The sequence below is a fragment of the Allobosea sp. GW822-FHT05A11 genome (assembly GCF_058800455.1).
Map to the genome: position 1 here is coordinate 22,059 of NZ_JBXAMI010000007.1, position 25,041 is coordinate 47,099.

Here is a 25,041-nt window from a genome sequence, read left to right on the forward strand (position 1 = left end):
AAACGCCCGGTCATGCTTTTGACCGGGGCGAGCCGCGGCATCGGCCATGCCACAGTGATGCAGTTCGCCATGGCGGGCTGGCGCATCCTGTCCTGCTCGCGCCAGGCCTTCTCCGACAAATGCCCCTGGCCGTCGGGCGCCGACGACCATGTCCAGATCGATCTCGGCGACCCCGAGGACACGATGCGCGGCATCGCCGAGATCAAGAAGCGCCTCGCGGCAGAGGGCGGCAAGCTCAACGCGCTGGTCAACAATGCCGGCATCTCGCCGAAGGGCCCGAAGGGCGAGCGGCTGGGCGCCGCCACGACCTCCTTCAACGACTGGCACAAGGTCTTCCAGGTCAATTTCTTCGCGCCGATCATGCTGGCGCGCGGCCTGCTCGACGAGCTCACCGTAGCGAAGGGCGCGATCGTCAACGTCACCTCGATCGCCGGCTCGCGCGTGCACCCCTTCGCGGGCGCCGCCTACGCCACCTCCAAGGCGGCTCTCGCCAGCCTCACCCGCGAGATGGCGGCCGATTTCGGGCCGTTCGGCATCCGCGTGAACTCGATCTCGCCCGGCGAGATCGATACCGCCATCCTCTCGCCGGGTACCGAGAAGATCGTCGCGACCCTGCCGATGAAGCGCCTGGGCAAGACCGACGAGGTCGCCAAGGCGATCTATTTCCTCTGCACCGACCAGTCGAGCTACGTCACCGGCTCGGAGCTTCACATCAATGGCGGGCAGCACGTTTGATGCGTGAGCATTTTCAAGCGAAGTGGATACCGGTTCGCGTGAAGAAAATGCGACCCAACAAAAACCCGGCGCCATGATGGGAGATGGCGGCCAGGTCATCCGCTTCCCGACGCCCGGCCGGGCCGCGGCCCGGCCGGTGCTGGCGGCTTCCGTCGCCGTCTTCCGCGACGGAAAGGTGCTCTTGGCGACACGGACGAAACCTCCAGCCGACCGTCTCTGGTCGCTTCCGGGCGGCAAGGTCGAGGCCGGCGAGACGCTTGAAGAAGCGGCCCTGCGCGAGCTGGAGGAAGAGGTCGGCGTAGCCGCCCGCATCCTTGGCTTCAACCGCCATGTCGAGATCTTCGGCCGCGATGCAAAGGGCGCCGTGACGCATCATTTCGTCGTCGCTTCCTTCGTTGGCGAGTGGCTCTCCGGCGAACCGCGGACGGGGCCTGAGGCGGGCGCGGTGATGTGGGCCGACCCGCTGAAGCTCGGCGGGCTGGCGACGACGCGCGAGCTCGGCGACGTGCTGCGCCGCGCCCACCAGCTCTTCATCGCGGATATCCCCGCACCATGAGAATCGGGCTTCGCCATTCGGCGCTTCTGGTTGCGCTCCTGCTGCTGCCGATGGCGGCCGCGGCGCAGCAGCGGTCACAGCCGGCCGCGAAGCCGCCCGCAGCCAAGCCTGCCGAGCAGCCTGCCCCGGAACCGACCGCTCCGCCCTATGAGCCGCAGCTCCTGCAGCTCTCCGAGATCATGGGTTCCCTGGCTTATCTCCGGACGCTCTGCGGCGGGCGGGAGGCCCAGGACTGGCGCGCGCGGATGAGCGCGCTGATCGAGGCCGAGGGCCGGACGCCGCAGCGCCGCGACCGGTTAACCTCAGCCTTCAATCGCGGCTTCAAGGCCTATTCCCTGACCCATCGCTCCTGTACCGAGGCAAGCCAGGAGGCTTCTTCCCGACTTGCAGCCGAAGGCGAGGTGCTGTCGCGCGCGCTCGCCGGGCGCTATGGCGGATAGGCAACAGCTGTTGCCGGAATGCGCACTTCCACCGGATTCTTCCGGTCGCGTTAACCTTTCTTAAAGGCCATGGTAGCGTGCCGCTCTGGCACGGCTTATGTCTTGGGCATCGCCCAACCGTCGCGATCCGGGGCAAAACCGCCGCGATTCGCGCCAGACAGAAGGCTGAAGAGTCCCGTTTCGATGCCGATCCAGCCAGACGACACGATGCTCGACCCGAATCTCGCCGAGGACCATGGCGACGTCCGCCGCGTTGCCTATGGCTATGTCGAGGACGCGTTCAACGAGGCGCAGCAGGACGGGCTCGATCCCGACGCCATGGCCCATGCCGCGCTGTTCGCAGCGCTTCGCACGCTGGTCGAGACCTATGGCGAGGACGCGACCGCCACCTTCGCCGAGACGCTGGCCGACAAGGTCCGCTGCGGCGCCTTCACCTGCGGCACGCGGCACTGAACAAACCGGTCAGGCCGCCCCCGCCGGCCCGGCCCTTACCGCCTCGATGATCCGCAGCACGGCCGCGCTTTCGCCGAGCAGCATCTGCGCGCTGGCGCTCTTCCCCGCACGCACTGCCGCCATCACGGCTTGCGCCTGGAACTGAAGGCCATTGCCGGGAAAGGCGAAGCTTTCGCTGAGCCGCCCTGACTGAGGCAAGCGGTCGAGCAGACGCGCCAGGCTACCAGGCCCGCGATCGTAAGCCGCGACTGCCTTGTCGGCATCGGCATACCACGACAACCGCTGCACCTTCAGGAATGGCGCCTCGAGAATGAGCCCGCCGGCCTCGCCCTCGATCAGGAGCCGGTTCGCTCCGTTCCGGTCGAAACCGCAGGAGAGTTCCGCGACCGCCGTCGGATAGTCCAACCGGAAGCTGCTGCGCCGGTCGACGCCGGCGCCGGCGGCGAGCCAGCTTCCCCTCACGGCCTCCGGCTCGCCGAGCAGATGCAGGGCCAGCGACACCGGATAGACGCCGAGATCGAAGGCAGCTCCACCCCCGAGAGCCGGATCGTAGAAGCGGCTGCCCGGTTCCTCGGGATGGAGATAGGAGAGATCGGCCCGGATGCGCCGGATTGCACCGATACGGCCTGCGGAGATCTGCTCTCGCGCCCGGTGCACCGCCGGCAGGAAACGGCTCCACAGGGCTTCCATCGCGAAGACGCCGCGCTTGCCTGCCGCCTGCGCGATCGCCTCGACATCATCACTCGCCAACGCGATCGGCTTCTCGATCAGCACCGCCTTGCCGGCGGCGATGGCCTTCAGCGCCTGCGCGGCGTGGAGATGGTTGGGCGTCGCGATATAGACCGCATCGATCGCGGGATCGGCGAGAAAAGCGGCTTCGTCGTCATAGGCCTTCGCCCCGTCGAAGCGCGCGACAAAGCTCTGCGCCTTCTCAAGGGAGCGCGAATGAGCAGCAACGATGCGCGCCTGCGGCAGCAGGTCGAGATCGGCGGCGAAGAGCCCGGCGATGGCACCGGTGCCCATGATCCCCCAGCCGAATGGCTTGTCCTGCGCCAAGCGCCCCTCCCTCGCTGGCGACGAGCGATAGCGGAGGGGCGTTAAGGGCAGGTTCCTCAGACGGCGAGCGCGAAGCCGTCCTTGCGATGATCGGAGGCACCGAACATCACGCCGCGCTTGTGATCGACCCAGATCGCCTGGCAGCCGCCGAGCGGCTCCTCGGACCAGACCACGTCATGGCCGCGCGCCTTGAGATCGGCGGCGACGCTCGCGGGAATGGTCGTCTCCAGCGAGAGCTTGCCGTCATAGGCGAAGCTGCGCGGCGCATCCGAGGCCTGCTGCGGGTCGAAACCGCGGTCGAGGATGCCGGAGAGGAAATGGGCATGGCCGGTCGACTGGTACTGGCCGCCCATCACACCGAACGGCATGATCGGCTTGCCGTCCTTGGCCAGCATGCCCGGAATGATCGTGTGGAACGGGCGCTTGCGCGGGGCGATGGCGTTGGGATGGCCCTCGATCAGGCGGAAGCCCGAGCCGCGGTTCTGCAGCATCACGCCGGCCTTCGACGCATAGATGCCGCTGCCGAAGGCAGAGAACAGCGAGTTGATGAAGGACACCATGTTGCCGTCACCGTCGACGACGCAGAGATAGATCGTGTCCTTGTGCAGGGGCATGTCGAAGGCTTCGGGCTTCGCCGCCTTCTCCAGGCTGATCTCCTTGCGGATGCGGCCGACGAACGGGTCGGACAGGAAGGCGTCCGTGTCGAAGGGGCTGACAGCCGGGTCGGCGACCAGCGCGTCGCGCTGGCGATAGGCGGCCTTGCTGGCTTCGGCGAGGAGATGAATGCGGTCGGCCTCGCTGAGCTTCTCGTCCTTCATGTCGAAGCCTTCAAGGATGCGCGCGATGAGGAGCGCGGCGATGCCCTGGCCGTTCGGCGGGCATTCCCAGAGGCGGTGGCCGCGATAATCGGCGCCGATCGGATCGACATAATCCGGCTTCGAGGCGGCGAAGTCATCAAGCCCGATCAGGCTGCCGGCGGCACGGAGCACACCGACCATATCCTCGGCGAGTTCGCCCTCGTAGAAGGCCGAACGGCCCTCGCGGGCGATGCGGCGCAGCATATTGCCGAGCGCCGGATGGACCATCTTGTCGCCGACGGCCGGGGGATTGCCGCCCGGCAGGTAGACGGCGTTGCCGAGGCCGTGCTTCTCGATACGGCCACGGGCCTTGGCCCAGTCGAGCGCGACGCGCGGCGTCACCACGAAGCCTTCCTCGGCGGCGCGGATCGCGGCTGAGAAGATCTCGTCGAGGCTCTTGCTGCCATGGTCGGCGACGAGGCGGCACCAGGCGTCGATGGCGCCAGGCACCGTAACCGCATGGGGCGAATCCGCTGCGATCGACGTCATGCCCTGGCTGAGGAACCAGCCGAGGTCGGCCTTGGCGGCCGAGCGGCCCGAGCCGTTGATCGCAACCATCTTGCCATTGGCCGGCGCGTAGATCGCGAAGCAGTCGCCGCCGATGCCGGTCATATGCGGATCGACCACCGCCTGGACGGCCACCGCCGCGATGGCGGCATCGATGGCGTTGCCGCCGGCGCGCAGGATATCGACAGCGGCCAGCGTCGAGGCAGGATGCGAGGTCGCCGCCATGCCGCGGTCACCGACCGCAACCGGGCGGCCCGGCACCATGAAATCGCGATTGCCCCAGCTCATGCTCGTCTCCACCTCTGCGGCGCCGTCGCTGCGCGGCGCCTTGTTTCCCTCAACGCTTTCGCGCGCCGGCCGGGGGCTTGGCAATCCCGCCTCGCGCATGGCCGACGCCACCTGCCCCTCGCCGCACGCAACTGTCGCGATTGACATCCCGGCGCGGAGGGCTATCGCGACCGGGAAGGACGGGCCGGCCATGCAAGACTACATCCGCAAGATCATCGGGGCGCGCGTCTATGACGTCGCGATCGAAAGCCCGCTCGACCCGCTGCCGCGATTGTCCGCCCGCATCGGCGGCGGCGCCCTGCTGAAGCGCGAGGACCTGCAGCCCGTCTTCTCGTTCAAGCTGCGCGGCGCCTACAACAAGATCGCCGGGCTTTCCGCCATCGAGGCCGAGCGCGGCGTGATCTGCGCCTCGGCCGGCAACCACGCGCAGGGCGTGGCGCTGGCGGCGAAGAAGCTCGGCATCAAGGCGACCATCGTGATGCCGCGCACCACGCCGGACATCAAGGTTCAGGCGGTGCGCAGCCTCGGCGGGCGCGTCGTGCTGCATGGCGAGAATTTCGACGAAGCCTATGGCCATGCCCGCAAGCTCGAAGCTGAGAAGGGGCTGACCTTCGTCCATCCCTATGACGATCCGGACGTCATCGCCGGCCAGGGCACGGTCGGCATGGAGATCCTGCGCCAGCATTCCGAGCCGATCGAGGCAATCTTCGTGCCGATCGGCGGCGGCGGGCTCGCAGCCGGCGTCGCGGTCTACGCCAAATTCCTGCGGCCCGAGATCAAGGTGATCGGCGTCGAACCGGAAGATGCCGCCTCCATGGCCGGTGCTATCGCAGCGGGGACGCGCGTCGTGCTCGATCAGGTCGGGCTCTTCGCTGACGGCGTCGCGGTGCGGCAGGCGGGCGAGGAGACCTTCAGGCTCTGCCGCGAACTGCTCGACGAGGTGATCACCGTCTCGACCGACGAGATCTGCGCCGCGGTGAAGGACATCTTCGAGGATACACGCGCCATCGCCGAACCGTCCGGCGCCGTCAGCCTCGCCGGCCTCAAGGCCTATGCGGCACGCGAGGGCAAGCGCACAGGCGCGCTGATCGCGATCAACAGCGGCGCGAACATGAATTTCGACCGCCTGCGCCATATCGCCGAGCGGGCCGAGATCGGCGAGCACCGCGAGGCGCTTCTGGCGGTGACAATCCCGGAAAAACCCGGCGCCTATCGCGCCTTCATCGAATTGCTCGGCCGGCGCGCCATCACCGAGTTCAACTATCGCTATTCCGATCCGAAGGCCGCGCGCATCTTCGTCGGCGTGCAGCTCTCCGAGGGCGATGCCGAGAAGCGCCAGATCATCGCGATGCTGACCGAGCATGGATACCCCGTGCTCGACATGAGCGACAACGAGCTGGCCAAGCTGCATATCCGCTACATGGTCGGCGGCAAGGCGCCGGGGCTCGGCGACGAATTGATCTTCCGCTTCCAGTTCCCGGAACGGCCGGGCGCGCTGCTGAAATTCCTCAACAGCCTCTCGGCGGACTGGAACATTTCGCTCTTCCATTACCGCAACCACGGCGCCGATTACGGCCGCATCCTCGCGGGCATCCAGATCCCGCCGGCCCAGCGCGGCCAGCTCGCGAAGCGACTCGATGCGCTCGGCTATCCCTATTGGAGCGAGAGCGACAACCCGGCCTATCTGTCGTTCCTGGCGGAGATGCCGGCGCCGTGAATAATCGGCTTAAGGTGGAAGCATGACGCTCGAACAGCTGCGCATCTTCGTCGCCGTCGCCGAGCGCGAGCACCTGACGCAAGGCGCGCGGGCCCTCAACCTCACGCAATCGGCGGTGAGTTCCGCGATCACGACGCTGGAGGCGCGCTATGCGACCAAGCTGTTCGACCGGATCGGCCGGCGCATCGCCCTGACCGAGGCCGGCAAGCTCTTCCTGATCGAGGCCCGCGCCGTGCTGGCGCGAGCGACAGCTGCCGAAGCGGTGCTCTCCGATCTCTCGGGGCTGGCGCGCGGCTCGCTTGCGCTGGTGGCGAGCCAGACCGTCGCGAATTACTGGCTGCCGCCGGTGATCCAGCGCTTTCGCCGGGAACATCCCGGCATCGCCGTCTCGCTGGCGATCGGCAATACCGAAACCGTGAGCGCCACCATCCGTGACGGCGTGGCCGATCTCGGCTTCATCGAAGGCGAGATCGACGACCCGGCCCTCTCCATGACCGAGGTCGACGAAGACGAACTCGTTATCGTCGTGCCGGCTGGCCATCCCTGGGCGCAGGCTACACCCTCGCCCGAAGAGCTGTCGCAAGGCGGCTGGGTCCTTCGCGAAGCAGGCTCGGGAACACGGGCGATGTTCGAGGCGGCGCTGCCGGGACTCGGCCTCGCGGCAGACGACCTCAGCGTGGCGCTGGAACTGCCGTCCAACGAGGCGATCTGCGCCGCGGTTGCGGCCGGCGCGGGCGCGACCGCGATCTCGCGACTCGTCGCCGCCAACGCCATCGCCGCCGGACGCCTCGCCACCGTGGCGCTGCCGCTGCCGAAGCGCCGCTTCCTCGCGCTGCGCCACAAGGAACGCTACCTCGCCAAGGCAGCGGCAGCGTTCCTCGCGCTCAGTCAAACGGGTTAGGTCGCGCGAGGGATCACCGAGCGCTCCCGATCGGCGCCACCCTTGTCATTCCGGGGCGCGCCGCAGGCGCGAACCCGGAACCCACGACTGGGTGCGACATTCCACGCCCGTTTGGGAAGGGCTCACCCAGTCGTGGGTTCCGGGTTCTTCGCTACGCGAAGCCCCGGAATGACAATCGAGTCTGAAGCTCAGGCTGCCGCCGCGGAACCCGGCGCAGCGCGCATCAGCATGCCGAAGAGATCGCGGGAATCATCGGGATCGGCGATCAGGTCGAGATCGACATAGGTGCCGGCCTCGCGAATGCGCTCATAGACATAGCGCAGCGCCGAAAAATCCTCGATCGCGAAGCCGACCGAGTCGAACATCGTGATCTGGCTGCTATCGGTGCGGCCCTGAGCCGCTCCCGTGATGACCTTCCAGAGCTCCTCGACCGGGTGATCGGCGTCGAGCTGCTGGATATCGCCCTCGATGCGGGTCTGCGGCGGGTACTCGACGAAGATCGAGGAGCGCAGCAGCACGTCGCGGTGGATCTCCGTCTTGCCGGGGCAGTCGCCGCCGACTGCGTTGATGTGGATGCCGGCGCCGACCATGTTGTCGGTCAGGATCGTCGCGTATTGCTTGTCGGCCGTGACGGTGGTGACGATCTCGGCGCCCTCGACCGCTTCCATCGCCGTGGCGCAGCGCGTGATCCTGAAGCCGTGCCGCGCGAGATTGCGGGCGCATTTCTCGGTCGCAGCCGGATCGACATCGTAGAGCCGCAGGTTCTCGATGCCGAGGATCGCGCGGAAGGCGAAGGCCTGGAATTCGGACTGGGCGCCGTTGCCGATGATGGCCATGGTCGCGGCATTCTTCGGCGCGAGATGCTTCGCCGCCACCGCCGACATCGCCGCCGTGCGCAGGGCCGTGAGAATGGTCATCTCCGAGAGCAGCACGGGGTAGCCGGTCGCCACGTCCGACAGCAGACCGAAGGCAGTGACGGTCTGGAGGCCCGCCTTCATGTTCTTGGGGTGGCCGTTGACGTATTTGAAGCCGTAGAGCTTGCCGTCGCTGGTCGGCATCAATTCGATCACGCCTTCGAGGCTGTGCGAGGCGATCCGCGGTGTCTTGTCGAAGATCTCCCAGCGCCGGAAATCATCCTCGATATAGCCGGCGATGTCGGACAGCATCCGCTCGATACCGATCGCATGGACCAGCTTCATCATGTGGTCGACGCTGACGAAAGGCACGACGTTGAGCTGCTGAATCATGGGTCCCCGCGCTGTTCTCGTTGAAGGAGCGATTGTCCCTGTTTTCGGCGGCAGGCGATAGAAGCCAAAACGACCAGATCGGCGCCAAGATTGATCGATATGACAAAGTCATCTATCCATTTCGAGCAATGGACGATCTCGACCGCAAGCTCATCACCCTGCTGCGCCATGACGGACGGCGCAGCATCTCGGACCTCGCCGCCGATCTCGGCCTGACGCGGGCGACGGTGCGGGCCCGGCTGGAGAAGCTGGAGCAATCCGGCGAGATCATCGGCTTCACCGTGATCCTCCGCTCGGACGCCATCGACTTACCCGTACGCGGCATCACGATGATCGAGATCGCCGGGCAGGCGGCGGATTCGGTGATCGATGCGCTCTCCGGCTTCACCGAGGTCTCCAGCATCCACACCACCAACGGCAACTGGGACCTCGTGGTCGAGCTCGGCACCTCCGACCTGATCGCCTTCGACCAGGTGCTCAGGCATATCCGCATGATCCCCGGCGTGACCAACAGCGAGACCAGCCTGCTGCTGGCGACGCCGCGCAGCGTCAAGGCGCGGCTCTAGCCCCCACAAGAAGCGCCACTGCATGGCCGCCATCCGCAAACGCGACGCGGCGCCCCGTGACAGGCGCGCATCCGCCCCCTAACGTTATGCCTCGTCAGATACAGCGTTGGTGGCGGCCGGCGATGCATGATCGCGCAAGGCCGCCCGTTCGCGTCGGACAACCACAGTTCCCGCTCGGGGCATGGATGATCGGCCGTTTCCCGGCAGGCTGTCCGCGTCTTGGGCCAAGACCAAGGCAGGAGACCAGACATGGCGCATGAGCTCGAATTCTATATCGACGGCCAGTGGGTGAAGCCGTCCGGCAATCGCACGCTCGGCGTGATCGACCCGTCGAACGAAGAGGTCTTCGCCACGATCGCGCTCGGCGAGCAGGCCGATGTCGACAAGGCCGTCACTGCTGCCCGCGCCGCCTTCCCGGCCTTCGCTGCGACCTCGAAGGCCGATCGCCTCGCCCTGATGCGCCGCCTCGCCGAGGCCTACAAGAAGCGCTACGACGACATCGCCAATATCCTCTCGCGCGAGATGGGCGCGCCGAAGGAGCTGGCGCACCGGGCGCAGGCGGCGATGGGCACCGCCCATCTCGCCAAGATGATCGAGACTCTCGAAAACTTCGAATTCGAGGAGCTGCGCGGCACCACCCTGATCGCCAAGGAGCCGATTGGCGTCGTCGGCATGATCACGCCGTGGAACTGGCCGCTGAACCAGATCATGTGCAAGGTCGCGCCTGCGCTCGCCGCCGGCTGCACGATGGTGCTCAAGCCCTCCGAGATCGCACCGCTCAACGCCATCATCTTCGCGGAAGCGATGGAAGAGGCCGGCGTGCCGAAGGGCGTGTTCAACCTCGTCAACGGCGACGGCCCGACGGTCGGCGAAGCCATCTCGCGCCATCCGGGCGTCGACATGGTCTCCTTCACCGGCTCGACGCGCGCCGGTATCCTCGTTGCCAAGGCGGCCGCGGATACCGTCAAGCGCGTGCATCAGGAGCTCGGCGGCAAGTCGGCCAACATCATCCTGGATGATGCCGACCTGAAGAAGTCGGTGAAGCTCGGCGTCGAGAGCGTGATGCGCAACTCCGGCCAGTCCTGCAACGCGCCGACCCGGATGTTCGTGCCGGAGAAGCTGCATGAGGAGGCCCTCGCCATCGCCAAGCAGGTGGCCGAGCCGCTCAAGGTCGGTGCTCCCTCGGCGGATGGCGTCTTCCTCGGCCCCGTCGTCAGCGAGGTCCAGTACGACAAGATCCAGCGCCTGATCGAGGCCGGCATCAAGGAAGGCGCGACGCTGGTCACCGGCGGCGCCGGCCGTCCGGAAGGGCTCAACCGCGGCTACTATGTGCGCCCGACCGTGTTCGGCGGCGTCACCGACGAGATGACGATCGCCCGCGAGGAAATCTTCGGCCCCGTCCTCTCGATCCTGCCTTACAAGAGCGACGACGAGGTGGTCTCGCGCGCCAACGACACGCCCTACGGCCTGGCTGCCTATGTCCAGTCGGGCTCGCAGGAGCGCGCCCGCAAGATCGCGGGCCAGATGCGCGCGGGCAATGTCTACATCAACTATCCGGCCTGGGACGCGGGCGCGCCCTTCGGCGGCTACAAGCAGTCCGGCAACGGCCGCGAATACGCCGATTTCGGCCTCGAGGAATTCCTGGAGATCAAGGGCACGGTGGGATACGCCGCAGCCTGATCGTATCGCGACCTGACGACAACGAGGCCCGGTGGACCCAAAGCCGCCGGGCCTTCATTTTATTCTCCGTTTCAATCGATTGAGAGGGCCGAACCATGGTCAATCCGAACCGCTATGACGCGATGCGCTATAACCGCTGCGGCCGCAGCGGGCTGCAATTGCCGGCGCTCTCGCTCGGCCTCTGGCAGAATTTCGGCGAGACCGGCAGCCACGCCAATATGCGCGAGATCTGCCGCACGGCTTTCGACCTCGGCATCACCCATTTCGACCTCGCCAATAATTACGGGCCCCCGCCCGGCTCGGCCGAGACCGCCTTCGGCGAGATTCTGGGCCAGGATTTCGCGGGTTATCGCGACGAGCTCGTGATCTCGACCAAGGCCGGCTACCGGATGTGGCCGGGCCCCTATGGCGAATGGGGCAGCCGCAAATACCTGATCTCCAGCCTCGACCAGAGCCTGAAGCGGATGAAGCTCGACTATGTCGACATCTTCTATTCGCACCGCTTCGACCCCAACACGCCGCTGGAGGAGACGATGGGCGCGCTCGACGCCATCGTGCGCCAGGGCAAGGCGCTCTATGTCGGCCTCTCCTCCTACAACGCGAAGCGCACGCAGGAGGCGGCCGCGATCCTGCGCCGGCTCGGCACGCCCTGCCTGATCCACCAGCCGAGCTATTCGATGCTCAACCGCTGGATCGAGCAGGACGGGTTGCTCGACACGCTCGATGCCGAGGGGATCGGCTCGATCGTGTTCTCGCCGCTGGCGCAGGGCATGCTGACCGACAAGTACCTGAAGGGCGTGCCCGCCGGCAGCCGCGCCGACAAGAAGGCGCCCTCCTTCCGCGACGGCTTCCTGAGCGAGGCCAATCTCAGGAGCATCGCGGCGCTGAACGAGATCGCGGCCGCGCGCGGGCAGAGTCTCGCCCAGATGGCGATCGCCTGGGTGCTGCGCGGCGGGCGCGTCACTTCCGCCCTGATCGGCGCGAGCCGGCCGGAGCAGGTGACGGATTGCGTGGCCGCACTGAAGAACCCGGAGTTTTCGGCAGAAGAGCTGGCGGCGATCGACAAGTATGCCGTCGATGGCGGGATCAATATCTGGGCGGCTTCGGCGGAGCGGTAGGGCGTTCGCTCCCTTCTCTAAAAGACACCAGCGTCATGCTCGCCCTTGTGGCGAGCATCCACGTCTTGAACACGGTCTGTGACCAGCGAAGACGTGGATGGTCGGGACAAGCCCGACCATGACGGCAGCCCTGCCGTCAGCCGGATCGCGCGCTCAATCCTCCTCCGGCACCGCCGCGATCGGGAGCGCGCTGGAGCGCTTCACCTGCCCGAGCGCAAAGCTCGACTCGATCGAGGCGACGCCGTCGAGGCGGGTGAGCTTGTCCTTGAGGAAGCGCTCATAGGCCGGCAGGTCGCGCACGACGATGCGCAGGAGATAATCGCGCTGGCCGGTCATCAGGTAGCAGTCGACCACCTCGGGCCAGCGCGCCACGGCCTGCGAGAAGCGGTCGAGTTCGTCCTCGCGCTGGCGCTCCAGCTTGATCGAGACGAAGACGCTGATCGGCAGGCCGACCTTGGTCTGATCGATGATCGCGGCATAGCCGGTGATGACGCCCGCTTCCTCCAGGATGCGGATGCGGCGGGCGCAGGGCGAAGCGGAAAGCCCCACCCGCTCGGCCAGATCCTGCACCGAGAGGCGCGAATTGATCTGCAATTCCGCGATGATCTTGCGGTCGAGCGCATCGAGGCGCAGGCGTGCCATGCCCTGTCTCCGGTCCCGGCTGAGATCGCTCTATGACAGGAGAGGCCAAGCACGACCACCGGCATCTCCGCGGAAACGAACAGCGGCGACGGCATGGCACTGGCGTGGGGAGCCCGGCCGCGCTATGCGATACCTACAATCCACCGAATGTATGGAAGCCAGTTCAGCGATGGTCGACAATGACGGGCTTTCCTGGACCGCCCAGCTCGATCCGGCGGCCGGGCCGCGCTATCTCCAGATCGTCGCGCAGCTCGAAGGGGCCGTCGCGACCGGGCTATTGCGGCCCGGCGACCGGTTGCCGCCACAGCGCCGGCTCGCCGAGCACCTCGCCGTCGATCTCACGACCGTAACCCGCGCCTTCGGCGAGGCCCGCGAGCGCGGCTTGATCGACGCGGTGACGGGGCGCGGCTCCTTCATCTCGGCGCGACAGGAACAGGAAGGCCCGCCGCTCGACCTCAGCATGACGATCCCCCCGGCGCCGAAGGGGCTGCGGCTGGGTGAGCTGATGCAGCGCGGCATCGCCGAAATCCTGGCGCGCAGCGATGCCGACCAGTTGATGAACTATCATGGCGGGGCCGGCTCTCTCGCGGAGCGCGCAGCCGGTGCGGCATGGCTCGCGCCTCTGATGGGCACGGTTTCCCCGCAGCGCATCGCCGTGGTTCCCGGCGCCCAGACCGGGCTCAGCGCCCTTCTCTCGTTCTTGGCCCGGCCCGGCGAGACGATCCTGATGGAGCCGCTGGCCTATCCCGGCCTGATCGGCGCGGCGCGGCAATGCGGGCTCGCGATGGCTCCGGTCGCAAGCGATGAAAACGGCCCGCTCCCGGATGCGCTCGACGAGGCCGCCGGCCGCTACGACGCGAGGCTGTTCGCGCTGACGCCGACGCTGCAGAATCCGACCTGCATCACGATCCCGGAAAGGCGCCGCATCGACCTCATCGCCGTCGCCCGCAAGCGTGATCTCACCCTGATCGAGGACGACCCCTACAGCCTGCTCGCGGGCGATGCGCCCGTGCCGCTGGCCGCGCTGGCGCCCGAGCGGACATGGCATGTCGCAACTTTGTCGAAGGTGCTGACGCCCGGCCTGCGCACAGCCTTCGTCGTCATGCCGGAGGGCGCGGACAGCGCGCCGTTCCTCGCCGCATTACGGGCGACAGCGCTGATGCCCGCCCCTCTGATGACGGCGCTCGCGGCGCATTGGATCAGGATCGGCGCGGCGAAAGACCTGCTGGATGGCGTGCGGCGCGAGGCGGCTGAACGGCAAGCGCTGGCGCGGGGGATCCTACCCGAGACGATGCAGGCTCATCCGCATGCCCTGCATGTCTGGCAGCCCCTGCCCGCCCATTGGGCGCGCGACCGATTGATCGAGCGCGCCCGCGAGGCCGGACTCGGCGTCATGGCGGCCGATGCCTTCAGTACGGGTGGCGTGGCACCGGATGCGATCCGGATTGCGCTGGGTGCGGTTCCGGAACGGGCGCGGCTGGCGGAAGCGCTCGGCCTGCTCGCCGGATTGATCCGCGACGGAGGCTGAGCGCCCGGCTGGCTCAGTTGGAGGCGACCGGCTTGTCCTGCGGCACCGCGCGGGCGAGCCGGCCCTCCTCCGCCTTGTGGAAATATTGCGAGGCGATCAGCCAGCCCTTGAGCGGCTGCAAGGGCGGGATGCAGGTCGCCAGGATCAGCGGCAATGTCGTGACCAGATGCACCCAGGTCGGCGGGTTGTAGCTCAATTCCAGCCAGAGCGGGAACGCCACGGCCGGGATGCAGAGGAACATCATCACGAAGAAGGCCGGGCCGTCAGCGGGGTCGGCGAAGGCATAGTCCAGGCCGCAATTCTCGCATTTCGGCTTCAGCTTCAGGAAGCCCTCGAACATCTTGCCCTGCCCGCAGCGCGGGCAGCGGCCGCGCAGGCCGGTCTGGAGCGGAGAGAGTGGCGGCCAGTGCTCGCCGGACATGGAATGTCTCCTCGGGACGGCGCCGTTCATTTGGCGTCGTCCTTCAGATCGTCCTCGATACAGACAATGTCAAGATTGTATGCATCTTAGCTGACTGCCTGCGCGGATCGGTCGCGGGGAGCGCTCAGATATGCAGCGCGTGACCCAGCGCCTTCATCGCGGCTTCCGGGAAGGCCTCGCCCAGCGTCGGATGGGCGTGGATCGTGCCGGCGATGTCCTGCAGGGTCGCGCCCATCTCAATCGCGAGCCCGAAGGCCGCCGACAATTCCGAGACGCCCTGTCCGACCGCCTGGATGCCGAGCACCAGTTCGCTGCCGGCCTGCGCCACGACGCGCACGAAACCGGCTTCGCCATGCCGGGTCATGGCGCGGCCATTGGCTGCGAAGGGGAACTGGCCAATCTTGAGCTCGTGGCCGGCGCGCTTGGCTTCATCCGGCGAGAGGCCGACCGAGACGATCTCGGGATCGGTGAAGCAGATCGCCGCGATGCCGCGCTTGTCCCAGGCACGCGGCAGGCCGGCGACGATCTCCGCCACCATCTCGCCCTGTGCCATGGCGCGATGCGCCAGCATCGGCTCGCCGGTGACGTCGCCGATGGCGTAGATGCCGCGCATCGCCGTCTCGCAACGCTCGCCGATGCGGATGAAGCGGCCGTCCATGTCGAGCACGAGATTTTCGAGCCCGAGGCCATCGGTGACCGGCTTGCGGCCGACCGTGACCAGGATCTTGTCGGCAGGCAGGCTGCGCTCCTTGCCGTCCGCCGTCTCGATGCGCAGGCCATCGCCCTTGGGTGTCGGGCCGAGCGCCTTGGCGCCCGTGAGAACCTCGACACCGAGCGCAGTCAGGCGCTTGGAGATGGGGCCGGTCAGTTCGGCATCGTAGAGCGGCAGGATCTTGTCCTGCGCTTCCACCACCGTGACCTTGGCGCCGAGCTTCGCGAAGGCAGTGCCGAGCTCCAGCCCGATATAGCCGCCGCCGACCACGACGAGGCGCTTGGGAACCTCCGTCAACGCCAGCGCGCCGGTCGAGGAGATCACGTTGCCGCCGAAGGGCAGGAAGGGCAATTCGACCGGGGCGGAGCCGGTCGCGATGACGATGGCCTCCGCCTGGATCGTCTTCGGGCCGGTCTCGGTCTCGACCACCACGGTCTTGCCGTCGCGGAAACGGGCCTTGCCATGAACGATCTTGACCTTGGCCTTGCGCAACAGGCCGGCGACGCCGTTGTTGAGGCGCTGGACGATGCCGTCCTTCCAGGCCACCGCCTGTTTCAGGTCGAGCTTCGGCTCGGCCGCAGTCAGGCCGAAGGGCGTCTTGCCGGCGGCGGCCTCGGCCGCCTTCTCGAATTCCTCAGCGACATGGATCATCGCCTTGGAGGGAATGCAGCCGACATTGAGGCAGGACCCGCCGAGCTTGGTGCTCTCGACAATGACGGTATCGATGCCGAGCTGGCCGGCGCGGATGGCGCAGACATAGCCGCCGGGGCCGGCGCCGATGACGAGGAGCTTGCAGGTGATCTCGGTCATGGCACGCTCCTCAGATGTCCACGAAGAGCGTGGCCGGGTTCTCCAGCAGCTCCTTCAGCCGCTGCACGAAGACGGCGGCGTCCCAGCCATCGATGACGCGGTGATCGAAGCTGGAGGAGAGGTTCATCATCTTGCGCGGCACGAAGGTGGTGCCGTCCCAGACCGGGCGCACGACCATCTTGTTAACGCCGACGATGGCGACTTCCGGATAGTTGATCACCGGCGTGGTCGCGATGCCGCCGAGCGCACCGAGCGACGTGATGGTGATGGTCGAGCCGGTGAGCTCGTCGCGCGTCGCGGTGCCGTCGCGGCCGCGCTCGGCGAGGCGGGCGAGCTCGATGCCGCAGCCCCAGAGATCGCGCGCCTCGGCATGCTTGACCACCGGCACGATCAGGCCGGTCGGCGTCTGCGTGGCGATGCCGATATTGATCGCGGCATGCTGGCGCACGATGCCGGCATCGTCGTCATAGAGCGCGTTCAGCGCCGGCTGCTCGGCGAGCGCCTTGACCATGGCGCGCATCAGGAAGGGCAGCAGCGTCAGCTTCGGCCGCTCCGGCGTCGGCTTCTTGTTCAGCGTCGCGCGCAGGTCCTCCAGCGGCGAGACATTGATCTCCTCGACGATGGTGATGTGCGGGATGCGCGACTTCGACAGCGCCATCTTCTCGGCGATGCGGCGGCGCAGGCCGACAACCTTGACCTCGGTGACGGCGCTCTGCTCGACGAGCCCACCGCCACGGGCGGGCTCCGGGCCGCGCAGCAGGAAGGCGTCGATATCCTGATGCGAGACACGGCCGGCAGGGCCCGTGCCCTGGACCTGGCGCAGATCGATCCCGGCCTCGCGCGCCTTCAGGCGCACGGCCGGCGAAGCGAGCGGCTTCTCGCCCGGCGCGCGGCGCTGGGCGGGGGCGGCGCTGGCGCGCACGGGCTTGGGGGCTGGCTGAGGCGGTGCGGCCGGCTTGGCGGGGGCCGCCGTCGCGGCAGGCTTTTCGGCCTTGGCCGGCGCGGCGACAGGAGCCGGCTTTTCGGCCGGCGCTTCCTCGGCGGGCTCTTCGGCCGCGGCACCCTCACCCGCGACCTTCAGCTTCACGATGGCCGAGCCGATCGCGACGGTGTCACCGACCTCGGCGCCGACCCAGGTGACCTCGCCCTCGACCGGCGAGGGAATCTCGACCGTCGCCTTGTCGGTCATCACGGCAGCGAGCAGGTCGTCCTCGCGGACGATGTCGCCGACCTTGACGTGCCACTCGACGAGCTCGGCTTCCGCGATGCCCTCGCCGACATCCGGCAGCTTGATGATGCGCTCGGCCATCAGCGTGCCTCCATGATGTCGCGCAGCGCCTGTCCGAGGCGGGCGGGGCCGGGGAAATAGTCCCATTCCTGCGCATGCGGATAGGGCGTGTCCCAACCGGTGACGCGCATCACCGGCGCTTCCAGATGGTAGAAGCAGTGTTCCTGCACCAGCGCCGCAAGCTCGCCACCGAAGCCGGAGGTCAGGGTCGCCTCGTGCAGCACGATGCAGCGCCCGGTCTTCTGGACCGAGGCCAGGATCGCTTCCAGATCGAGCGGGACGAGGGTGCGCAGGTCGATCACCTCGGCGTCGATACCGGTATCCTCGGCCGCCGCCAGCGCGACATGGACCATGGTGCCATAGGCGAGGATGGTGACGGCCGAGCCCTCGCGCCGCGTCACCGCCTTGCCGAGCGGCACGGTGTAATGGCCCTCCGGCACCTCGGCTAGTTCATGCTTCGACCAGGCCGTGACCGGGCGATCGTGATGGCCGTCGAAGGGGCCGTTATAGAGCCGCTTCGGCTCCAGGAAGATCACCGGGTCGGGGTCCTCGATCGCGGCGATCAGCAGGCCCTTGGCGTCGTACGGGTTGGACGGGACGATCGTCTTCAGGCCCGAGACATGGGTGAAGAGCGCTTCCGGGCTCTGGCTATGCGTCTGGCCGCCGAAGATGCCGCCGCCGGTCGGCATGCGGATCACCATCGGGCAAGTGAAATCGCCGGCCGAACGATAGCGCAGGCGCGCGGCTTCCGAGACGATCTGGTCATAGGCCGGGTACATGTAGTCGGCGAACTGGATCTCGATGCAGGGCTTCAGGCCATAGGAGGCCATGCCGATCGCGGTGCCGACGATGCCCGCCTCGCTGATCGGCGCGTCGAAGCAGCGGGACATCCCGTATTTCTGCTGCAGCCCATGGGTGCAGCGAAAGACGCCACCGAAGAAGCCGACATCCTCGCCGAAGACCACGACATCGTCGTCACGGCCCATGGAGACGTCCATCGCGGAACGGATCGCCTCGATCATCGTCATGCGTGCCATCGCGTCAGACTCCGATCTGCTGGCGCTGGCGGCGCAGATGCGGCGGCAGCTCGGCATAGACGTCCTCGAAGATGTCGCGCGCCGAGGGCTTGCCGCCGGAATGCAAGGTGCCGAAGCTCTCGGCCTCCTTCTGCGCGGCGATGACGGTGGCGAGGATCTCCGCCTCCGCCTGCTTGTGGCGCTCCTCCGACCAGGCGCCGACCGCGATCAGATGCTGCTTCAAGCGGATCAGCGGATCACCCAAGGGCCAGTCGTCGGATTCGTGCTTGGGGCGGTAGGCGGAGGGGTCGTCCGAGGTGGAATGGGCGCCGGCGCGATAGGTGACGTATTCGACCAGCGTCGGGCCGAGATTGCGGCGGGCGCGCTCGACCGCCCATTGCGCGACCGCATAGACCGCGAGGTAATCGTTGCCGTCGACGCGCAAAGCCGGGATGCCGAAGCCGAGGCCGCGCGCCGCGAAGGTGCCGGAGCCGCCGCGCGCGATGCCCTGGAAGGTCGAGATCGCCCACTGGTTGTTGACGACGTTGAGGACGACGGGGGCCTTGTAGGTCGAGGCGAAGACGAGCGCGGCGTGGAAATCCGATTCCGCGGTCGAGCCGTCGCCGATCCAGGCGGCTGCGATGCGGGTGTCGTTCTTGATCGCCGAGGCCATCGCCCAGCCGACGGCCTGCACGTATTGCGTCGCGAGATTGCCGGAGATCGAGAAGAAGCCGTGCTCCTTGGAGGAGTACATCACCGGCAATTGCCGGCCCTTCATCGGGTCGCGCTCGTTCGAGTAGATCTGGCACATCATGTCGACGAGCGGGTAGTCGTGTGCGATCAGGAGCCCGGCCTGGCGATAGGTCGGGAAGTTCATGTCGCCTGGCTGGAGCGCGATGCGGAAGGCGCAGCTCACCGCTTCCTCGCCGGTGTGCTGCATGTAGAACGAGGTCTTGCCCTGGCGCTGCGCCATCTGCATGCGCCCGTCGAAGGTGCGCAGCGTCATCATGTGGCGAAGGCCGCGGATCAGGTCTTCATGCGAGAGATCGGGCACCCAGGGGCCGACCGCCTCGCCCTCGCGGTTGAGCACCCGGATGATCGAATAGGCGAGATCGCGGATGTCCTTGGGGTCGACATCGACGGGTGGCCGCGCGACGGAGCCTGCCTTCGGGATCACGACATGGGAGAAGTCAGGCTTTTCGCCCGGACGACTCGCCGGCTTGGGGACATGGAACTGCAGTGGCTGGGTTGCTGCCGGCGCCTGGCCTGACTTGTCGCTGCTCATGAGCGCCTCCATCCCTGACGCCACCAGCATTCCGCCTTCGCACACATCCCGCAAGCGCCTGTGGCGCTCTTCAGAGATGCGGCAAGGCGCACAGCCGGCCGGCGATCGTTCCCCTTGCAACCAACGCTAGCGATGTCGGTTCGGAGGTTCATTCCGAATTTGCCGGAAACGGCGAAATCGGGCAGAAGAAACACCTGCCATTCACCCCATTCTCAGAATGATCGTCCGATGAACAAAAAGAGCCAGAATGGTCCTGCTCTCGATCTGATCGATCGCAAGATTCTCGCTGCGTTGCGAGATGACGGGCGATTGACGACGCAGGCGCTGGCCGAGAAGGTCGGGCTCTCGCCCTCCCCGTGCTGGACGCGGGTGAAGCGGCTGGAGGAGTCCGGCGCGATCGAGAAATATGTCGCGCTGCTCGACCACAAGGCACTCGGCTACAACAACATCGTCTTCGTCGAGATCACGCTCGACAAGCATGACGACAAGGTGCTCGACCAATGCGGCGAGGCGCTGAGCCGGGCGCCGGAGGTGGTCGAGGCGCATCTGGTGACCGGCGAGTACGATTATCTCGCCAAGGTCGTGGTCAGCGGCACCGACCATTACGAGCGCTTCCTGCGCGGAACGATCTACCGCATTCCGGGTGTCCGGCAGACGCGGACGACGTTCGGGCTCAGGGCGCTGAAGCGGACGTTGTCAGTCGATCCGCTGAAGGTCGTGGGGTGAGCGGCCGTCACACTCGGGCTTGCCCCGAGAATGACGGCCTTCGGGAATGCTTCAAGCCAGCATCTCCCGCACCAGCGGCACGACCTTCTCGCCGTAGAGCCGGATGCACTCCATCACCTTCTCATGCGCCAGCGGGCCCGCGCTGTACTTGAGCTGGAAGCGGGCGATGCCCAGCCCCTTCGCCGTCGCGGCGATCTTGCGAGCCACGGTCTCGGGCGAGCCGAGATAGAGCGAGCCGCGCGCGACCTCCTGCTCGAACTCGTCACGGCCCATGGGCGGCCAGCCGCGCTCGGCGCCGATGCGGTCGCGCATCTGCTTGTAGGCCGGGAAGAACTCCTCCTTCGCCTGCTCGTCGGTCGCCGCGATGTAGCCCGGCGAATGCACGCCGACGGGCTTGGCCGGCTTGCCGATCTGGCCATAGGCGCGGTGGTACAAGTCCACGAACGGCTTGAAGCGCAACGGGTCGCCACCGATGATGGCGAGCATCAAGGGCAGGTCGTAGCGTACCGCGCGGACCACCGATTCCGGGCTGCCGCCGACGCCGATCCAGGTCTTGAGCGGGCCGTTCTCCACCGGCGGATAGACGAGCTGGTCCGTCAGCGGCGGGCGGATCGAGCCTTGCCAAGTCAACGGCTCCTGCGGCAGCAGGCCGGCGAAGAGATCGAGCTTCTCCTCGAACAGCTTCTCGTAATCGCGCAGGTCCAGCCCGAAAAGCGGAAAGGACTCGGTGAAGGAGCCGCGCCCCAGGATGACCTCGGCGCGCCCGTTCGAGAGCGCATCGACCGTCGCGAAACGCTGGAAGACGCGGACCGGATCGTCCGAGCTCAGCACGGTGACGGCCGAACCGAGCTTGATCCGGCTGGTGCGCGTGGCCATACCGGCCAGCACCGTTTCCGGCGAGGAGACCGCAAAATCGGCGCGGTGATGCTCGCCGACGCCAATGAAGTCGATACCGATCTCGTCGGCCAGGACGGCTTCGTCGACGAGATTGCGGATCACCTGCGCATGCGGCAGCGGCTTGCCGTCCGCCCCGTTGGTGACGTCGCCGAAGGTGTCGAGCCCGAATTCCAGTTCCTGTGCCATGATCATCCCGAGGCTGCGGCGCAGCCCTTTGCCTGCCGGCCATCCCGGCTTCCGGGAGTTAGGGTCGGGATTGCCGCAGCGCAATTCTTCAGGCGTTGCCCCGGCAGCAACAGGCTGTTTGCACGAATGCAACCGCCTCGCTTGCAACGGCAGCGAACTCTGCCGATGCTCGGATGCGCGGCGACCTCCGCCGCCTCCGAGCCGACGCCATGATCATTCGCCAGCTGGTCTATCTCGACGCGCTCGCCCGCGAGAAGCATTTTCGCCGCGCGGCCGAGGCCTGCCATGTCTCGCAGCCGACGCTCTCGGCCGCGATCGTGCAGCTGGAAGAGGAGCTCGGCGTGATGATCGTCGAGCGTGGGCGGCGCTTCCAGGGCTTCACCAAGGAGGGTGAGGTCGTGCTCGCCCATGCCAGGCGCATCCTGGCCGAGGCCGAGGTGATGAAGGATTCGATCGCCGAACTCCGCGAGGGCGTCTCCGGCCGGATCCGGCTCGGCGCGATCCCGACCGCCTTGCCGATGATCGCCCATATCACCGCGCCCTTCTCGGAGCGCTACCCGGCGGTGTCGCTCACCGTGCTCTCGCTGACCTCGCAGGAGATCCAGCAGGGCATCGACGATTTCGAGCTCGATGTCGGGCTGACCTATCTCGACAACGAGCCGCTCGACCGGGTGATCTCCAAGCCGATCTATCAGGAATCCTATGTGCTGCTGACGCGCGAGGATGGACCGTTTGGCGCGCGCGATACCATCACCTGGGCCGAAGCGGCCGAGCAGAAGCTCTGCCTGCTCACCGGCGACATGCAGAACCGGCGCATCATCGACGGCATCTTCCGCTCGGTCGGCACCGCGCCGCGGCCGATGATCGAGACCAACTCGATCTTCAACCTGTGTTCGCATGCCGGCATCCAGGGCGTCGCCAGCATCGTCTCGCTGCAATTGCTGGAGTTCTTCGGCGTTCCGCTCGGCACGAGGGCGCTGTCGCTGGTCGAGCCGGAGGCGCAGCGCACGATCGGGCTGATCGTGGCGGACCGTCAGCCGGTGGCGCCGCTTGCCCGCAACCTGCTGATGATGACGAAGCCCGTGACCGATGCCGGGCTGCCGCGGCGGCCCATCGTACGATAGACTTCGCCTATCGTCGTAGAAGCACCGCAGCATTGTGCAGCGCAAAACCGGCGCTTGGTGCAACTTTCGAGGCGCCGCAAGCCATCCCCTGAGGAAAGGCAGCTTCATATCGCACCGATTGATAGCCATAAACTATCATACGGTTGAAAGAAACGATTTGAAATCATTCCAGTTTCAACCACCCTCCCCTTAACGAGCGCCCGGCGAACCGGGCCTATGGAGGAAAGATGGCGGGTTATCCGGCCTGGGATCAGGACAGCGCACGCACGATCGTCGCGGGGCTGGCGCATCTGGAAGGCGCCACGCTGCCGATGCTGCATGCCCTTCAGGACGAGTTCGGCTATGTCGACCCGCAGGCCGTGCCGCTGATCGCCGAGGCCTTGAACCTGTCGCGCGCCGAGGTCCATGGCGCGATCTCGTTCTATCACGATTTCAAGACCGCCCCGCAGCCGGCCCGCATCGTCAAGCTCTGCCGGGCCGAGGCCTGCCAGGCTTTGGGCTGCGAGAGCGTCGTCGAAGAACTCTCCGCCAAGCATGGCATCGCGGTCGACGAGCACCATGCCGGCGACGCCATCGTCGAAACGGTGTATTGTCTCGGCAATTGCGCGCTCGGGCCTTCCGCCCTGGTCGATGGCGAATTGATCGGGCGCGTCGATGCCGCCCGCATCGCCGGGCTCTGCCAGCACGGAAGGGCGCATTCATGAGCGCCACCCCGGTCCGCATCTTCGTCCCCATCGATGCCGCCGCCCTGTCGGTCGGTGCGGAGGCCGTTGCGCAGGCCGTCGCCAGCGAAGCGGCTGCGCGTGGGCTTTCCGTCGAGATCGTCCGTAACGGCTCGCGCGGGATGCTCTGGCTGGAGCCGCTGGTCGAGGTCGAGACAGCCGAGGGGCGGATCGCCTATGGGCCGGTCGCGGCGAAGGACGTGCCCTCGCTTTTCGATGCCGGCCTTGTTTCGGGCGGCGTCCACGCCTTGCGCCTCGGCAAGACCGACGAGCTCGACTGGATGCAGCGCCAGCAGCGCCTCACCTTCGAGCGCGTCGGCGTCATCGATCCGCTCTCGATCGCCGATTACCGCGCCCATGGCGGCTTCAGGGGGCTGGAAAAGGCCCTCGCTCTCACGGGAGGCGAGATCGTCGAGGCGGTGAAGGCCTCCGGCCTGCGCGGGCGCGGCGGCGCGGGCTTCCCGACCGGCATCAAGTGGAAGACCGTCCACGACGCCAAGGCCGACCAGAAATACATCGTCTGCAACGCCGACGAGGGCGACAGCGGCACCTTCGCCGACCGCATGCTGTTCGAAGGCGACCCCTATCTGGTGATCGAGGGCATGACGATCGCCGCGATCGCGGTCGGCGCGACGCGCGGCTACATCTACCTGCGCTCGGAATACCCGCATGCCCATCGCACCCTCCAGCGCGCGATCCTGAAGGCGGAAGCCGCCGGGCTGATCGGCGCCTCGGTGCTGGGCTCGCAGCACGCCTTCCATCTCGAAGTCCGGCTCGGGGCCGGCGCCTATATCTGCGGCGAGGAGACCTCGCTGCTCGAAAGCCTCGAAGGGAAGCGCGCCGTCGTCCGTGCCAAGCCGCCGCTGCCGGCGTTGCAGGGCCTGTTCGGCAAGCCCACCGTCGTCAACAACGTGCTCTCCTTCGCTGCCGTGCCCTGGATCATGGACCATGGCGCTCAGGCCTATGCGGATTACGGCATGGGCCGCTCGCGCGGCACGCTGCCGATCCAGCTCGGCGGCAATGTCAGGCGCGGCGGGTTGATCGAGCTCGCCTTCGGCATTTCGCTGCGCGAAATCATCGAGGATATGGGCGGCGGCACGCTCTCGGGCCGGCCGATCCGGGCGGTGCAGGTCGGCGGGCCGCTCGGCGCCTATCTTACGGCCGGGCAGCTCGATGTGCAGATGGATTACGAGGCGCTGGCCGCGATGAAGGCAATGCTCGGCCATGGTGGCATCGTCGTTTTCGACGACAGCGTCGACATGGCCCGGCAGGCGCGCTTCGCGATGGAGTTCTGCGCCAAGGAATCCTGCGGCAAGTGCACGCCCTGCCGCATCGGCGCAACGCGCGGCGTCGAGGTGATGGACCGCATCATCGCGGGCACCGAGGTGCCGAAGAACATCGCCGTGCTGCGCGATCTCTCGAAGCTGATGATCGACGCTTCGCTCTGCGCCATGGGCGGATTGACCCCCATGCCGGTGCTGAGCGCGCTCGACCATTTCCCCGAGGATTTCGACCGTACTCCCAGCCCACGGCAAGAAATTGCTCTGGCGGCCGAGTGAGGAG

24 protein-coding genes are annotated in these 25,041 nt (G+C 67.1%); 14 read left to right on the plus strand and 10 right to left on the minus strand.

From position 1 onward, the window contains the following. The first annotated feature begins 12 nt into the window (after nucleotides 1-12). The 4 genes from AC1RLU_RS22160 to AC1RLU_RS22175 all read left to right on the plus strand — a co-directional run bounded on the left by AC1RLU_RS22160 (nucleotide 13) and on the right by AC1RLU_RS22175 (nucleotide 2,184). Nucleotides 13-735 (plus strand): SDR family NAD(P)-dependent oxidoreductase, encoded by a 723-nt coding sequence (locus tag AC1RLU_RS22160; protein WP_082617531.1) that lies wholly within the window; start codon nucleotides 13-15, stop codon nucleotides 733-735. 73 nt (nucleotides 736-808) lie between these two features. Then, a complete protein-coding gene (locus tag AC1RLU_RS22165; protein ID WP_492798263.1) occupies nucleotides 809-1,291 on the plus strand; it encodes an NUDIX hydrolase in 483 nt (160 codons plus the stop codon). After that, nucleotides 1,288-1,731, plus strand: coding sequence for a TIGR02301 family protein (locus tag AC1RLU_RS22170; protein ID WP_091858284.1), 444 nt, complete (start codon nucleotides 1,288-1,290; stop codon nucleotides 1,729-1,731). Before AC1RLU_RS22165 ends, AC1RLU_RS22170 begins: the two co-directional genes overlap by 4 nt. Before the next feature lie 183 nt (nucleotides 1,732-1,914). After that, nucleotides 1,915-2,184 carry a hypothetical protein gene (locus AC1RLU_RS22175; protein ID WP_348521636.1) on the plus strand — a complete coding sequence of 90 codons (270 nt, stop codon included), beginning with the start codon at nucleotides 1,915-1,917 and terminating at the stop codon, nucleotides 2,182-2,184. Between the two features lie 9 nt (nucleotides 2,185-2,193). On the opposite strand, the gene AC1RLU_RS22180 is transcribed toward AC1RLU_RS22175, so the two are convergent. Together AC1RLU_RS22180 and ggt are read right to left on the minus strand one after the other, a co-directional pair. Further along, nucleotides 2,194-3,207 carry a Gfo/Idh/MocA family protein gene (locus tag AC1RLU_RS22180; RefSeq protein ID WP_492798589.1) on the minus strand — a complete coding sequence of 338 codons (1,014 nt, stop codon included), beginning with the start codon at nucleotides 3,205-3,207 and terminating at the stop codon, nucleotides 2,194-2,196. Between the two features lie 89 nt (nucleotides 3,208-3,296). Then, nucleotides 3,297-4,892 (minus strand): gamma-glutamyltransferase, encoded by a 1,596-nt coding sequence (ggt, locus tag AC1RLU_RS22185; protein WP_492798265.1) that lies wholly within the window; start codon nucleotides 4,890-4,892, stop codon nucleotides 3,297-3,299. 97 nt (nucleotides 4,893-4,989) lie between these two features. On the opposite strand from ggt, the gene ilvA reads away from it, so the two are divergent. Together ilvA and AC1RLU_RS22195 are read left to right on the plus strand one after the other, a co-directional pair. After that, nucleotides 4,990-6,609, plus strand: coding sequence for a threonine ammonia-lyase, biosynthetic (gene ilvA, locus AC1RLU_RS22190; RefSeq protein WP_492798590.1), 1,620 nt, complete (start codon nucleotides 4,990-4,992; stop codon nucleotides 6,607-6,609). 22 nt (nucleotides 6,610-6,631) lie between these two features. Continuing rightward, a complete protein-coding gene (locus AC1RLU_RS22195) occupies nucleotides 6,632-7,510 on the plus strand; it encodes a LysR substrate-binding domain-containing protein (protein WP_492798266.1) in 879 nt (292 codons plus the stop codon). Between the two features lie 188 nt (nucleotides 7,511-7,698). Here AC1RLU_RS22195 and ocd read toward each other — a convergent pair whose 3' ends face one another. Then, a complete protein-coding gene (gene ocd / locus AC1RLU_RS22200; RefSeq protein WP_492798268.1) occupies nucleotides 7,699-8,757 on the minus strand; it encodes an ornithine cyclodeaminase in 1,059 nt (352 codons plus the stop codon). A gap of 128 nt (nucleotides 8,758-8,885) precedes the next feature. Here ocd and AC1RLU_RS22205 point away from each other — a divergent pair, with 128 nt between their 5' ends. From AC1RLU_RS22205 to mgrA, 3 genes are all read left to right on the plus strand, one after another. Continuing rightward, nucleotides 8,886-9,323: an Lrp/AsnC family transcriptional regulator gene (locus tag AC1RLU_RS22205; RefSeq protein WP_091858294.1), complete on the plus strand. Its 438-nt coding sequence runs from the start codon at nucleotides 8,886-8,888 to the stop codon at nucleotides 9,321-9,323. Nucleotides 9,324-9,572: 249 nt separating this feature from the next. Then, nucleotides 9,573-11,003 carry an aldehyde dehydrogenase family protein gene (locus tag AC1RLU_RS22210; RefSeq protein WP_492798270.1) on the plus strand — a complete coding sequence of 477 codons (1,431 nt, stop codon included), beginning with the start codon at nucleotides 9,573-9,575 and terminating at the stop codon, nucleotides 11,001-11,003. Nucleotides 11,004-11,098: 95 nt separating this feature from the next. Next, nucleotides 11,099-12,121 (plus strand): L-glyceraldehyde 3-phosphate reductase, encoded by a 1,023-nt coding sequence (gene mgrA / locus AC1RLU_RS22215; RefSeq protein ID WP_492798272.1) that lies wholly within the window; start codon nucleotides 11,099-11,101, stop codon nucleotides 12,119-12,121. 153 nt (nucleotides 12,122-12,274) lie between these two features. Here the strand turns inward: mgrA and AC1RLU_RS22220 are convergent, their stop codons facing one another. After that, nucleotides 12,275-12,763, minus strand: a complete 489-nt coding sequence (locus AC1RLU_RS22220) for an Lrp/AsnC family transcriptional regulator (protein WP_113587173.1) — start codon at nucleotides 12,761-12,763, stop codon at nucleotides 12,275-12,277. Between the two features lie 169 nt (nucleotides 12,764-12,932). On the opposite strand from AC1RLU_RS22220, the gene AC1RLU_RS22225 reads away from it, so the two are divergent. Next, entirely contained in the window at nucleotides 12,933-14,291 is a 1,359-nt protein-coding gene (locus AC1RLU_RS22225; RefSeq protein WP_492798273.1) for an aminotransferase-like domain-containing protein, read from the plus strand. 13 nt (nucleotides 14,292-14,304) lie between these two features. Here the strand turns inward: AC1RLU_RS22225 and AC1RLU_RS22230 are convergent, their stop codons facing one another. The 5 genes from AC1RLU_RS22230 to AC1RLU_RS22250 form a co-directional block, all read right to left on the minus strand. After that, nucleotides 14,305-14,712: a DUF983 domain-containing protein gene (locus tag AC1RLU_RS22230; RefSeq protein ID WP_492798275.1), complete on the minus strand. Its 408-nt coding sequence runs from the start codon at nucleotides 14,710-14,712 to the stop codon at nucleotides 14,305-14,307. A 124-nt stretch (nucleotides 14,713-14,836) separates the two neighbouring features. Next, complete coding sequence (gene lpdA, locus AC1RLU_RS22235) at nucleotides 14,837-16,234, minus strand: dihydrolipoyl dehydrogenase (RefSeq protein ID WP_492798277.1); 1,398 nt, start codon at nucleotides 16,232-16,234, stop codon at nucleotides 14,837-14,839. Between the two features lie 10 nt (nucleotides 16,235-16,244). Next, on the minus strand, nucleotides 16,245-17,543 hold the full coding sequence (locus AC1RLU_RS22240) for a dihydrolipoamide acetyltransferase family protein (RefSeq protein ID WP_492798278.1): 1,299 nt from the start codon (nucleotides 17,541-17,543) through the stop codon (nucleotides 16,245-16,247). Beyond that, entirely contained in the window at nucleotides 17,543-18,559 is a 1,017-nt protein-coding gene (locus AC1RLU_RS22245; RefSeq protein ID WP_492798280.1) for an alpha-ketoacid dehydrogenase subunit beta, read from the minus strand. The genes AC1RLU_RS22240 and AC1RLU_RS22245 overlap by 1 nt, the downstream gene beginning before the upstream one ends. A gap of 4 nt (nucleotides 18,560-18,563) precedes the next feature. After that, nucleotides 18,564-19,823, minus strand: a complete 1,260-nt coding sequence (locus AC1RLU_RS22250; RefSeq protein ID WP_091858827.1) for a 3-methyl-2-oxobutanoate dehydrogenase (2-methylpropanoyl-transferring) subunit alpha — start codon at nucleotides 19,821-19,823, stop codon at nucleotides 18,564-18,566. Nucleotides 19,824-20,051: 228 nt separating this feature from the next. Here AC1RLU_RS22250 and AC1RLU_RS22255 point away from each other — a divergent pair, with 228 nt between their 5' ends. Continuing rightward, nucleotides 20,052-20,549 carry an Lrp/AsnC family transcriptional regulator gene (locus AC1RLU_RS22255; protein ID WP_061968714.1) on the plus strand — a complete coding sequence of 166 codons (498 nt, stop codon included), beginning with the start codon at nucleotides 20,052-20,054 and terminating at the stop codon, nucleotides 20,547-20,549. Nucleotides 20,550-20,600: 51 nt separating this feature from the next. On the opposite strand, the gene AC1RLU_RS22260 is transcribed toward AC1RLU_RS22255, so the two are convergent. Beyond that, nucleotides 20,601-21,632 (minus strand): LLM class flavin-dependent oxidoreductase, encoded by a 1,032-nt coding sequence (locus tag AC1RLU_RS22260; RefSeq protein WP_492798283.1) that lies wholly within the window; start codon nucleotides 21,630-21,632, stop codon nucleotides 20,601-20,603. Nucleotides 21,633-21,841: 209 nt separating this feature from the next. On the opposite strand from AC1RLU_RS22260, the gene AC1RLU_RS22265 reads away from it, so the two are divergent. From AC1RLU_RS22265 to AC1RLU_RS22275, 3 genes are all read left to right on the plus strand, one after another. Then, entirely contained in the window at nucleotides 21,842-22,756 is a 915-nt protein-coding gene (locus AC1RLU_RS22265; RefSeq protein ID WP_248309238.1) for a LysR family transcriptional regulator, read from the plus strand. A gap of 227 nt (nucleotides 22,757-22,983) precedes the next feature. Next, complete coding sequence (locus AC1RLU_RS22270; protein ID WP_492798285.1) at nucleotides 22,984-23,460, plus strand: NAD(P)H-dependent oxidoreductase subunit E; 477 nt, start codon at nucleotides 22,984-22,986, stop codon at nucleotides 23,458-23,460. Then, complete coding sequence (locus AC1RLU_RS22275) at nucleotides 23,457-25,037, plus strand: formate dehydrogenase beta subunit (RefSeq protein WP_492798287.1); 1,581 nt, start codon at nucleotides 23,457-23,459, stop codon at nucleotides 25,035-25,037. The genes AC1RLU_RS22270 and AC1RLU_RS22275 overlap by 4 nt, the downstream gene beginning before the upstream one ends. The last annotated feature ends 4 nt before the right edge of the window (nucleotides 25,038-25,041 follow it).